Origin of the sequence: Micromonospora luteifusca (assembly GCF_016907275.1) — a bacterium.
In the GTDB taxonomy this organism is placed as follows: Bacteria; Actinomycetota; Actinomycetes; order Mycobacteriales; family Micromonosporaceae; genus Micromonospora; species Micromonospora luteifusca.
In genome coordinates, this window is the sequence record NZ_JAFBBP010000001.1 from 4,742,699 (window position 1) to 4,754,497 (window position 11,799).

The 11,799-nt window shown below is 70.5% G+C and carries 12 protein-coding genes; 9 read left to right on the top strand and 3 right to left on the bottom strand.

Annotated features, from left to right (window positions below):
- The first annotated feature begins 17 nt into the window (after positions 1-17).
- The 3 genes from JOD64_RS21650 to JOD64_RS21655 all read left to right on the top strand — a co-directional run bounded on the left by JOD64_RS21650 (position 18) and on the right by JOD64_RS21655 (position 2,410).
- On the top strand, positions 18-1,358 hold the full coding sequence (locus JOD64_RS21650) for an aminotransferase class I/II-fold pyridoxal phosphate-dependent enzyme (RefSeq protein WP_204943878.1): 1,341 nt from the start codon (positions 18-20) through the stop codon (positions 1,356-1,358).
- Positions 1,359-1,510: 152 nt separating this feature from the next.
- Complete coding sequence (locus JOD64_RS33545; RefSeq protein ID WP_275581580.1) at positions 1,511-1,633, top strand: hypothetical protein; 123 nt, start codon at positions 1,511-1,513, stop codon at positions 1,631-1,633.
- A 72-nt stretch (positions 1,634-1,705) separates the two neighbouring features.
- Positions 1,706-2,410, top strand: a complete 705-nt coding sequence (locus JOD64_RS21655; protein ID WP_204943879.1) for a UdgX family uracil-DNA binding protein — start codon at positions 1,706-1,708, stop codon at positions 2,408-2,410.
- A gap of 100 nt (positions 2,411-2,510) precedes the next feature.
- Here JOD64_RS21655 and JOD64_RS21660 read toward each other — a convergent pair whose 3' ends face one another.
- The 3 genes from JOD64_RS21660 to JOD64_RS21670 form a co-directional block, all read right to left on the bottom strand.
- On the bottom strand, positions 2,511-3,923 hold the full coding sequence (locus JOD64_RS21660; protein ID WP_204943880.1) for an FG-GAP repeat domain-containing protein: 1,413 nt from the start codon (positions 3,921-3,923) through the stop codon (positions 2,511-2,513).
- A 105-nt stretch (positions 3,924-4,028) separates the two neighbouring features.
- Positions 4,029-4,289 carry a hypothetical protein gene (locus JOD64_RS21665; RefSeq protein WP_204943881.1) on the bottom strand — a complete coding sequence of 87 codons (261 nt, stop codon included), beginning with the start codon at positions 4,287-4,289 and terminating at the stop codon, positions 4,029-4,031.
- Positions 4,289-4,507: a hypothetical protein gene (locus tag JOD64_RS21670; RefSeq protein ID WP_204943882.1), complete on the bottom strand. Its 219-nt coding sequence runs from the start codon at positions 4,505-4,507 to the stop codon at positions 4,289-4,291. Before JOD64_RS21670 ends, JOD64_RS21665 begins: the two co-directional genes overlap by 1 nt.
- 229 nt (positions 4,508-4,736) lie before the next feature.
- On the opposite strand from JOD64_RS21670, the gene JOD64_RS21675 reads away from it, so the two are divergent.
- From JOD64_RS21675 to rny, 6 genes are all read left to right on the top strand, one after another.
- Positions 4,737-5,708, top strand: coding sequence for a LuxR C-terminal-related transcriptional regulator (locus JOD64_RS21675; protein ID WP_204943883.1), 972 nt, complete (start codon positions 4,737-4,739; stop codon positions 5,706-5,708).
- 154 nt (positions 5,709-5,862) lie between these two features.
- Positions 5,863-7,266, top strand: coding sequence for an MFS transporter (locus JOD64_RS21680; RefSeq protein WP_204943884.1), 1,404 nt, complete (start codon positions 5,863-5,865; stop codon positions 7,264-7,266).
- Between the two features lie 5 nt (positions 7,267-7,271).
- Complete coding sequence (locus JOD64_RS21685; protein ID WP_030489422.1) at positions 7,272-7,472, top strand: DUF3046 domain-containing protein; 201 nt, start codon at positions 7,272-7,274, stop codon at positions 7,470-7,472.
- A gap of 184 nt (positions 7,473-7,656) precedes the next feature.
- Entirely contained in the window at positions 7,657-8,703 is a 1,047-nt protein-coding gene (gene recA, locus JOD64_RS21690) for a recombinase RecA (protein ID WP_110563317.1), read from the top strand.
- Between the two features lie 14 nt (positions 8,704-8,717).
- The gene (locus JOD64_RS21695; RefSeq protein WP_204943885.1) at positions 8,718-9,416 is read left to right on the top strand and encodes a regulatory protein RecX; all 699 of its coding nucleotides are present in this window, start codon (positions 8,718-8,720) and stop codon (positions 9,414-9,416) included.
- 595 nt (positions 9,417-10,011) lie between these two features.
- Complete coding sequence (rny, locus tag JOD64_RS21700) at positions 10,012-11,778, top strand: ribonuclease Y (RefSeq protein ID WP_204943886.1); 1,767 nt, start codon at positions 10,012-10,014, stop codon at positions 11,776-11,778.
- Positions 11,779-11,799: the final 21 nt, after the last annotated feature.

Sequence of the window (11,799 nt, forward strand, 5' to 3'; positions counted from 1 at the left end):
AGTACAATCTCCTGATTGTGTCAGCACGCTATCAGCTCACCGGTACGACGGCCGTCCAGATTTCGGCCAGCATCGAGTCAGGCATCCGTACGGGCGCCCTGTCACCGGGGGCCGCCCTGCCTCCCGTGCGGGCACTCGCCGCCGAGCTGGGCGTCAGCCCCGCCACCGTGGCCCGCGCCTACCAGGAGCTGCGCCAACGCGGCCTGCTCGCCACGGCCGGCCGGCACGGCACCCGGGTACGCCCCCGCCCCCCGGTGGCCGCCCGACGCTCCGCGCTGCGACCCCCACCGTTGCCCGGTGCCCGAGACCTGTCCGGGGGCGAGCCCGACCCCCGGCTGCTCCCCCCGCTCGGCCCGCACCTGGCGGCGCTCGCCGCCCACACCGGCCCGTCGATCGGCTACTCCGACGCCGGGGTGCTGCCCGAGTTGGCCGAGGTGGCCCGCGCCCGGCTGGGCGCCGACGGCGTACCGGCGGGGGAGCTGACCCTCACCGGCGGCGCGCTGGACGGCATCGAGCGGCTGCTCGGCGCACACCTGCGCCCCGGGGACGCGGTGGCGGTGGAGGACCCGGGCTGGGCCAACCTGCTCGACCTGGTCGCCGCGCTGGGGCTGCGCCCGATCGGCGTACCGCTCGACGACGAGGGTCCGCTGGTGGCTGGGGTGGCCGCCGCGCTCGACGCCGGCGCACGGGCGCTGGTGGTCACCAGCCGGGCGCAGAACCCGACCGGCGCCGCCGTCTCGGCTGCCCGCGCCGAGGCGCTGCGGGCGCTGCTCGCCGGGCGGCGGGACCTGCTGGTGATCGAGGACGACCACGCCGCCGAGCTGGCCCGGGTACCCCTGCACCCGCTGGCCGGGGCGACCGGGAGCTGGGCCTTCGTCCGCTCGGTGAGCAAGCCCTTCGGCCCGGACCTGCGGATGGCGGTGCTGGTCGGCGACGAGACCACGGTGGCCCGGGTGACCGGCCGTACGCGGGTCGGTGCCGGTTGGGTCTCCACCGTGCTGCAGCGGTTGGTCCTCGCTCTCTGGCAGGACCCGACGGTCACCGAGTTGGTGCAGCGGGCGGCGCAGAGCTACGAGCAGCGGCGCGACGGGCTGCTGGCCGCGCTGGCCGAGCACGGCCTGACCGCGCACGGCCGCAGCGGCATCAACATCTGGCTGCCGGTGGCGGACGAGACCAGCACGGTCACCGCGTTGCGGGACGCCGGCTGGGCGGTGGCCCCCGGCGCCCTCTACCGGATCGCCGCGCCACCCGCCCTCCGCATCACGGTCAGTCCCCTGAACACGGAGGATCTAGCCCCCTTGGCGGCCGCGCTGGCCCAAGCCGAAAACCCCACCCCACCCCGAGGCTTCCCCACTTAACTCACCCCACCCCCGCCCCGCCCCCAGGCCCGCGATCTTGCGCTTTGTGTCGTTGATATGCCCGCTATGGCTAATAAGTCGGGGCAGAAAGTGCAAGATCGCGAGGATTCGGGAGGGATGTGATGGGTATGCGGGCGCCGGAGGTGGGGGTCATGGCTTCAGGTGGTGGGTCGCGTAAGGGCGTCTGGATCGCGGTGGCGGTGGCGGTGATCATCATCATCATCGTGCTGATCGCGATCGCTTCCGGTGGGGATGGCGGCGGCAACGGGTACTGACGCGGGACAGCGTTCGGCACCGCGCCGGGGCGTACCCGGCAGTGAGCATCGAACGGGTATATAACAGTCGGCATGGCCGAGCAGACCGGGAGTGCCCCGGGCGCCCAGCGGTTCATCCCGCCCGACGCCGACACCATCGACGACCTGCGCACGGGGGCCGGCGGCTGTCGGGGCTGTGAGCTGTACCGGGACGCCTCGCAGACGGTCTTCGGTCGAGGCGACGAGAGCGCCCGGGTGGTGCTGGTCGGCGAGCAGCCCGGCGACATGGAAGATCAGAAGGGGTTGCCCTTCGTCGGGCCCGCCGGTCGCCTTCTGCGCCGTGCGGTCGATGACGCCGGGCTGGACCCGGGCGAGCTGTACCTCACAAATGCCGTAAAGCACTTTCGTTTTGAACTGCGCGGCAAGCGGCGGATCCACCAGACCCCGGACCAGGTGCACATCACCGCCTGCCGTCCCTGGTTGGTCGCCGAGTTCGCCCGGCTGCGTCCGGAGATCGTGGTGGTGCTCGGCGCGACCGCCGCCAAGGCGCTGCTCGGTCCGTCCTTCCGGGTCACCCGGCAGCGGGGCGAGCTGCTGCCCTGGCCGGAGTCGGCCCAGCACCCGGAGGACTTCACCCAGGTGCCGATCGACAGCACCGGCGCGGTGGCCGACGCGCCGACGGCCCGGCTGCTGGCCACCATCCACCCGTCTGCCGTGCTGCGCGCCGACGACCAGGACAAGGCGTACGAGGGACTGGTCTCCGACCTCACCGTCGTCACCCGCGCCCTGCCCGGCTGACGCCGAGAACGGAGCACCGGGCACCGCCGGGTGGCGATGAGGGAGTGCGACAGCAACGACGACGCGCCCGGCCACTGGCCGGGCGCGTCGATCGACGGTGTCAGACGATGCTGTTGAAGCCGTTCCAGCCGCTGCCGATCTGCTTGCTGGCGGAGTAGGGGACGCCGTTGTCGCGGACGAAGTTGTTCGCGTACAGCAGCAGGGTGCCGTCGGTCTTGCGGCCGACGAGGTCGGTGAAGCCGTCACCGGTCACATCGGCGCCGACCAGGGTGTCGAAGCCGTTCCAGCCGCTGCCGATCTGCTTGCTGGCGGAGTAGGGGACGCCGTTGTCGCGGACGAAGTTGTTCGCGTACAGCAGCAGGGTGCCGTCGGTCTTGCGGCCGACGAGGTCGGTGAAGCCGTCACCGGTCACATCGGCGCCGACCAGGGTGTCGAAGCCGTTCCAGCCGCTGCCGATCTGTCGCGCCGACGCGCTGCTGTACGGGGTGCCGTTGTCCCGTTCGATGTTGTTCGGGTACAGCCAGAGGGTGCCGTCGGTCTTGCGGGCGACCAGGTCGGTGTAGCCGTCGCCGGTCACGTCCGCGCCGACGATCCGGTCGAAGTTGCCCCAGCCGCTCCCGATCTGCCGCGCCGAGGAACTGCTGTACGGCACGCCGTCGTCGCGGACAATGTTGTTCGGGTACAGGAGCATGCTGCCATCCGGCTTCACGAGGAGTAGGTCGGTGAAGCCGTCACCGGTGGCGTCGGCGTTGACGATCCGGTCGGAGTCGCCCCAGCCGCTGCCGATCTGTCGCGCCGACGCGCTGCTGTACGGGGTGCCGTTGTCCCGTTCGATGTTGTTCGCGTACAGCCAGAGGGTGCCGTCGGTCTTGCGGGCCACCAGGTCGTGGTAGCTGTCGCCGGTCACGTCTGCGACCCCGGGGTCCTTCTCCGGAGTCTGGCCGCTGGTGGTGATGTTCTTGTAGCGCCGTGCGACGTAGTTGCTCGCCGGGTGCGAATCGATGAGACCGTCCCCGCCGCCGCTCAGGGTCTCCGTGGCCATCTTCACCGGCGTCGAACCGAAGGCGTAATACTCGAATGTGCCCGTGGACTGGTTGGTCCAGCGTTTGAAGAGGATGACGTGCTCGCTCGCGGAGTTCAGGATGTCGCCCGGCTGGAGGTCGCTCTTACTGATCTGCGTCGACACCGTGTACATGTTGTAGGTCGTCTTCGACGTCGAGAGGTGCCAGGCCATCGAGACGAACCCCGAGCAGTCCCTGCGGTAGTTCTTGCCGTTCTCGTCGGGAAAGTAGCCGCTCTGGCTGTAATTGATGCTTCCGCGATTGTCGTACCAGTACCGGGCGCGACTGAGCACCTCGGTCGGACTGATCGACCCGCCCACGCTCGATGCGGCGAAGGCGGCCTCGGGAGTGCTTGCCAGCACGGTGGCGACACCCCCGGAGAGGCCGGCGCCGGCGGCGAGTGCCACACCGAGCGCCATGGTGGTCAGACGGCGAATAGCACTTCTTTGCATGGTGTTCCTTTCGGTTTCTGTCCTATTTTCAGGCAAGTTTGTTCGGCCACCGAGTCGTGATCGGTGACAGGAGCGTCGAGAAATTAGGGAAAATCGTGCTGTGGGTCAGATGATTCGCCACGAGTAGAGCAGGGCAGTGCTGGCGATCGTCTTGTCGACAACGTGACGCAAGGTGTCGGCGGCCTCCGTCGGGTCGTCGGTGTCGACAAACGCCAGGATGTCGGCGCTGTCTGGGCCGGCGCGGACTCGTAGGTGCTCTACGCCACTTCCGGCCAGGGCGTGCACGTGGAGCAGATCTCGCAGTTCCGCAGGGCCGATGGCTGTCGTCGAGGTGAGCGGGGCGATGCGGATGTACGTCGCGATCATCAGAGCATTCCGGCTGGATTGACCGGTGCTGGTGCACCCCAGCCAAACCCATCGGCCACAAGTTGGACAGGTGACGTTTCCTGCGGAGGGCTGCCCCATCCGAAGCCGTCGGCGAGTGCCACCGTCGCGCCCGGCCCCGTGCTCAGGATGATTGCCAGACCGACGACGAGGAGAGCGAACGCCGCAAGACGGTAATTGGAATTGATGAACCGGAACATGCGATCAACTTCTCTCTGTGTATGGCATTCCGCTGTCGGTTTGGATCTAGACGCTCTGTGGTCGATGTTTCCGCCGTGAATTAAGCATCGCGATTCCACCCCGCCTTGTCACCGGGCGCGGCCTGGCGTGACCCCGCCCGGCGGGACCACGCCAGTTGCTCGGCCGGGTCCACGAAAACGATCAGTGCCCGGCAGAATGGCGGGCGTTGGTCCTACTCGGGGAGGGGCTATGTTCGATTTGCTCGGGTTGTCCGCGCAGCACGAGAGTGTCTACCGCGCCATGTTGCAGCGTCCTGATCTGAACATCGCCGGGCTCTCTGCTCACCTCGGTGTGGAGCCCGGGGAGGTGCATGCGGCACTGGACGTGCTGGCCGACCTCGCGCTCATCCGGCTCGACCCGGAGGGTGATCACGCTCGACCGGTGCGCCCGCAGGCCGGGCTGACGGCGCTTCTGACCAAGGTGGAGGCGGAGGTCGCGGTCCGGCAGAAACACGTCGAGGCGACCAAGGCCGCCATCGCCGCCATCGCGGCCGCCCACGACGACTACCACCAGGGGGCGGAAGGCCGGGTGCTCGAAGGAATCGACAGCGTACGAGACCGGCTGGCCGAGTTGGCCCACACCGCACGCGCCGAATGCCTCTCCTTCAACACCGGCGGCGCGCAGAGCCCGGACACCTTGGAGGCCGAGGCGCCGCTTGACCAGCAGGCGTTGCAACGCGGTGTCCAGATCCGCAACGTGTATCAGGACAGCTTCCGCAACGACCCCGGCACCCTCGCGCACGCCCGCTGGTTGGCGGGGCTCGGAGGGCAGTCACGCACCACGCCGACGCTGCCGATGCGCCTGGTCATCGTTGATCGGGGCATCGCACTCGTGCCCATCGATCCGACCAACCCGCGGCGAGGTGCACTGGAACTGCACAGCCACGGGATCGTCGCCGGGCTGATCGCCCTCTTCGAGCAGGTGTGGCAGACCGCAACCCCGTTCGACGGCCAGGTGACGGCCGACGCGCAGGGTCTCACCCGGCAGGAACGCGAGCTGCTGCGGCTGCTCGCCGCCGGGCACACCGACGAGTCGGCGGCGCGCAAGCTCGCGATCTCCCTGCGCAGTGTGCAGCGCATGATGACGTCCCTGACCGAGCGGCTGGGCGCCGCCAGCCGATTCCAGGCCGGCGTGCAGGCGGCCAGTCACGGCTGGGTATGAGGAAGAGACCGCGTGGCCGACCCAGCCCGATGAGGTGGAAGCCGCGGCGGCGAGGCCCGAGAAACGGGCAACGGATCGGTTGACGGCAAAACCGGTCTTCGCTGGTCGGCGCGGGTGCGCGAGGATGGGGCCACCCCTTTGGACAGGAGCGCCGATGGCCACCGACCTGACCGCGCCGCGCACGGCAGCCAGCCCCGATGTCACGGCGATCCAGCGGCGTACCCTGCGGCTGCTCTTCACCACCCAGATCATCGGTGGCGTCGGCGTGACCATCGGCATCGCCGTGGGTGCGCTGCTCGCGGCACGCATCGCCGGCACCGCGGCGGCCGGTGTCGCGCAGAGTGCCGGGGTGGTCGGTGCGGCGCTGCTCGCCGTCCCGGTCACCTGGATCATGGCGCGGCACGGTCGCCGGCCGGGCCTGGTGCTGGCGTACGCGGTCGGCGCCGTCGGCGGCGTGCTGGTGGTGCTGGCCGCGGCCACCCGCTGGGTGCCGCTGCTCTTCCTCGGCATGCTGCTCTTCGGCGGGGGCACCGCCGCGAACCTGCAGGCCCGCTACACGGCGGTGGACCTCGCCGAGCCGGCCCGACGAGGGCGGCAGCTCTCCCTGATCGTCTGGGCCACCACCATCGGTGCGGTGGCCGCGCCGAACTTCGCCGCGTTGGCCGACCGGGTCACCACCGGCTGGGGGCTGCCTCCGCTGGCCGGTCCGTTCGCGTTCAGCGCGGTGGCGTTCGTGCTGGCTGCCGTCGTACTCCTGGGGTTGCTCCGGCCCGACCCGCTGCTCACCGCGCGGCGGCTCGCGGCGGCCGGGGCGCCCGTTGCCAACCTGCCGCCGGCCGCCGATACGACGTCGACCGCCGTGGCGGCCGAGGCGCCGGCGGGCGGTGGCCCGGCCGTTGGTGGTGCGGTGCCGGCAGCCGCGCCGGTCGAGGTGCGCGCGCCGCGCGGCGCCGGGATGCGTGCGGCCTGGTCTGTGGTACGCGGACAGCCCGCCGCTCGACTCGGCATCGCCGCCGTGGCCGTGGGTCACCTGGTGATGGTGGCGGTGATGGCGATGACCCCGGTCCGGCTCGGTGAGTCGCACGCCGACGCCGACGTGCTGCGGCTGGTCGGCATCGTGCTGAGCCTGCACATCGCCGGCATGTACGCGTTCTCGCCGGTGGTCGGTTGGCTCACCGACCGCCTCGGTCGGCGGGCGGTGATCCTCGGTGGGGTCGGGCTGCTGCTGGCCGCCTGCGCGGTCGCCGGCACCGCCGGGCACCACACACCCCGGCTCTCGGTGGGTCTGGTCCTGCTCGGGCTGGGTTGGTCGGGGACGATGGTGGCCGGCTCGACACTGCTGTCCGAGTCGGTGCCGGCCGGTGTGCGGCCGAGCGTCCAGGGGCTGTCCGACCTGATCATGGGACTGGCCGGGACCGGTGCCGCCATGGTCAGCGGGTTTGTCATGCAGTTCGCCGGTTATCCCGTGCTCACCCTGCTCGCGGCGGTCGCGGCGGTGCCCCTGGTGGCGCTAGCGTTGCGCCCGGTGCCGACCGGGGCACCGGACGAGGAGGGCTGATCACTGTGCGGCTGACCGATTTCTGGACGCGCCTGGACGAGGCGTTCGGGCCCGGCTACGCGGCCAGCATCGCCCGCGATCAGGTGCTGTCGCAGCTGGGCGGACGGACCATCGAGCAGGCACTGGCGTCGGGGGAGCAGACGCATGTGGTGTGGCGGGCGGTCTGTGCCGCGTACCCCGACCGGGTGCCCGCTCGACTACGCTGAGCAGCCTTTTCGTCGCTTCCGCGTGTCGCTTGCCGAGTCGTACACCTGTTCGGCTATTGTCCACAGCGGGGTGCTCGTCCACAGCTCGCGGCCCGTCGGCTGGTTTTCTGTCGGACCCAGCGCCTAGCGTGTCCGCGTGACGCGAAGCTCAGCAAAGACGCCGGCGAAGGCAGGGGTGGCAACCATGGCAGCAGGGCCTGACCGGGAGAAGGCACTCGACCTTGCTCTCGCTCAGATTGACAAGCAATTCGGCAAGGGCTCGGTGATGCGACTGGGTGACCGGCCGGTCATCCAGACCGCCATCATTCCGACCGGCTCCATCGCCCTTGACGTGGCGCTGGGCATTGGCGGGCTGCCGCGCGGCCGGGTGGTCGAGATCTACGGTCCCGAGTCCAGCGGTAAGACCACGGTGGCACTGCACGCGGTGGCCAACGCCCAGCGCAACGGCGGCATCGCCGCCTTCATCGACGCCGAGCACGCGCTCGACCCGGAGTACGCGAAGGCCCTCGGCGTCGACACCGACGCGATGCTGGTCTCGCAGCCGGACACCGGCGAGCAGGCGCTGGAGATCGCGGACATGCTGATCCGCTCCGGCGCTCTGGACATCATCGTGATCGACTCGGTGGCGGCCCTGGTGCCGCGCGCCGAGATCGAGGGCGAGATGGGCGACAGCCACGTGGGCCTCCAGGCCCGGCTGATGAGCCAGGCCCTCCGGAAGATCACCGGTGTGCTCAGCAACACCGGCACCACGGCGATCTTCATCAACCAGCTGCGGGAAAAGATCGGCGTCATGTTCGGCAGCCCGGAGACCACGACCGGTGGTCGGGCGCTGAAGTTCTACGCCTCGGTCCGGCTCGACGTGCGACGCATCGAGAGCCTCAAGGACGGCACCGACGTGGTCGGTAACCGCACCCGGGTCAAGGTCGTGAAGAACAAGGTCGCCGCGCCGTTCAAGCAGGCCGAGTTCGACATCATGTACGGCAAGGGCATCTCGCGTGAGGGCTCGCTGATCGACGTCGGCGTGGAGCAGGCGATCATCCGCAAGTCCGGCGCCTGGTACACGTACGACGGTGACCAGCTCGGCCAGGGCAAGGAGAAGGCCCGGGAGTTCCTGAAGGAAAACCCGGACGTGGCCGCCGAGATCGAGAAGAAGATCCTGGAGAAGCTCGGCGTCGGGGTCGGCGCGAGTGACGCCGCCGGTGGCCCGGAGCTGCCGCCGGTCGACTTCTGACCGGTCGCTGACCCATGGCAGGACGACGCGCTCGTACGGGGCGAGGCTGGGATGCCAGTCCGCCCCGTACGGGCGACGCCAACGAGCCGCCTCGCCCTCGGCGGGGCAGCCGGGGTCGGTCCGCGGAGGCCGACGCCGTCGAGTCCCCGGCACCGCCTCGTGATGAGTCGGAGGTCGCCCGCGAGATCTGCCTGCGCCAGCTCGCCGTCCGGCCACGCACCCGGGCCGAGCTGGCCGGGGCATTGGCCAAACGGGGCATCTCCGAGGAGGTGTCGGCCGAGGTGCTCGACCGGTATGACGAGGTCGGCATCATCGACGACGCGGCGTTCGCCCGGGCCTGGGTGTCCAGCCGGCACGCGGGGCGTGGCCTGGCTCGCCGGGCGCTCGCCAACGAGCTGCGCCGCAAGGGCGTGGATGGCGAGGTTGCCACCGAGGCACTGGGTGAGCTGGACGAAGAGACCGAGGCGGACACCGCCCGTGGCCTCGTGGAGCGCAAACTCCGCACTGCCCGAGGTGAGCCTGACGCGATCTTCCGGCGGCTGGTGGGCATGCTGGCCCGCAAGGGTTATCCACCCGGCGTGGCGATCCGGGCCGTGAAGGACGCGCTGGCCGCGCAGAGCGCCGAGGCCGCCGAGTTCGCGGAGCAGATAGACGCCGACGCGCTCGCCGACGCCGAGGGCGAGTTGGACCGCGACAACCGTTCGCCGGGGTGAGCGGCCCCGCTGCGGGTGTGGGTGGGGGTGCGGGCGCTGGGTGGGGCACGTTCGTGGGCGCTGGGGTCGTGGTTGTCACAAAGTCGGCTCTGCGGATGGTGTCGTCGTCGCTGAACAGGTACGACATCCTGATCCGGGCCGTCAGCTCGCCGTCTTTGTCCACCGGTGTCCGGCACGGCATCAGCATTGGGTGACTGTTCAACTTCGCTCCGTTCGGGGGGTTTGATCATGAGTCCTTGACCAGAGCACCCCCGGCGACCTAGCCTCGCCATACAGGCTCACATTGCCCGACCAGCGCAGGCTAAGCGCACAACATAGATCTCGTAACAGAACAGCATCACTTTGGCCGACTCCCGGCCTTTGGCGGCAGATCCGGACAGGCCGGTCCGGAACGCCGCGACAACTGCACCCGGTCGCCGACGCTGCCTGCGGGCACCGCCGGCGGAGAGAGCTACCCAAGGCCAGCCGCTCCGGTCGGGCGTCCACAGCCGCAGGAGTGTGCCCTCGGCACGGTCGCTGCGGTCTCGACGTTAGGGGAGGCGGCCATGGCGGGGCGGCGGCACAGGTTCACCGGTAGACCCGACGGGGTCCCGGCATGAACGCCTTCGACGTCGTGCTCCTCGCGGCCGTCCTCGTCCTCGCCGTGGTGGTGATCGGGGCCGTGCTGGTCGGCATCCGGACGCTGCGCCGGGTGGGCGCCGCGCCGGCTCCGGAGGATCCCGCCTTCATCGCCGAGAAGGACCGTCAGGAGCAGTCCCTGGCCGCCCTTCGCAACGCGGCCGACGAGGCGAACAGCACGATCGACGTGGCGAAGTCCGCGGCGGCGGCAGCCCGTACCGAGGCGGCGGCGGCGAAGGCCGAGGCGAAGGCCGCCCGCGCCGAGGCGCGCCGGGTGCTCGACGACGCCCGCGCCGAGGCGGACACCGTCCTGGAGCGGGCCCACAACCAGGCCGAGGCGGACGCTGAGCAGTTGCGGATGACGGCCCGGCGCAGCGGCGAGCGGGAGGTCGCGGTGCTCGCCGCCACCACCCGGGAGCAGGCTGCGGAGGTGGAGCGTCGGGCGGCCCGGATGGACGAGCGGGAGCGGATGCACACCGAGGAGGTGGAGCGGTTCGCCGAGCGGGAGCGGCAGCTCACCGAGGCACGTGCGGCTCTCGCGGCCCGGGAGTCCGCGCTCGCCCAGCGGGAGGCCGAGCTCACCGAGTCGGAGGAGCTGCGTCGCCGGGAGTTGGAGCGGGTCGCCGGGCTCACCGCCGACGCGGCGAGGCTGGAGTTGATCGAGGCGATCGAGACGTCCGCCAAGCGGGAGGCGGCGCTGCTGGTGCGCGACATCGAGTCCGACGCGCGCAGCACCGCCGAGCAGCGGGCACGACACATCGTGGTGGACGCGATCCAGCGGGTCGCCAGCGAGCAGACCGCAGAGAGCGTGGTCAGCGTCCTGCACCTGCCCGGCGACGAGATGAAGGGGCGGATCATCGGCCGGGAGGGTCGCAACATCCGCGCCTTCGAGTCGGTGACGGGCGTCAACCTGATCATTGACGACACCCCCGAGGCGGTGCTGCTCTCCTGCTTCGACCCGGTCCGCCGTGAGGTGGGCCGGCTGACCCTGGAGAAGCTGGTCCTGGACGGGCGGATCCACCCGCACCGGATCGAGGAGGTCTACGACCTGGCCCGGCAGGAGGTGGAGGAGCTCTGCCTCCGCGCCGCCGAGGACGCTCTGGTCGAGGTCGGCATCACCGAGATCCACCCGGAGCTGGTGACCCTGCTCGGCCGCCTGCGCTACCGCACCTCGTACGGGCAGAACGTGCTCAAGCACCTGGTCGAGACCGCGCACATCGCCGGCATCATGGCCGCCGAGCTGCGGCTGGACGTGCCCATCATCAAGCGGTCGGCGTTCCTGCACGACATCGGCAAGGCGCTCACCCACGAGGTGGAGGGCAGCCACGCCATCATCGGCGCGGACCTGGCCCGCAAGTACGGCGAGCACGAGGACGTGGTGCACGCGATCGAGGCGCACCACAACGAGGTGCCGCCGCAGACCATCGAGGCCGTGCTCACCCAGGCCTCCGACGCCTGCTCCGGCGGTCGGCCGGGCGCGCGTCGGGAGAGCCTTGAGGCGTACGTCAAGCGCCTGGAGCGGATCGAGGAGATCGCCGCCAGCAAGCTCGGCGTGGACAAGGTCTTCGCCATGCAGGCCGGTCGGGAGATCCGGGTGATGGTCAAGCCGGACGACGTGGACGACATCGGGGCGGCGGTGCTGGCCCGGGACGTGGCCAAGCAGATCGAGGAGGAGCTGACCTATCCGGGTCAGATCCGGGTCACCGTGGTCCGCGAGTCCCGCGTCACCGAGATCGCCCGTTAGTCAGAACAGCGGAAGGGCCAG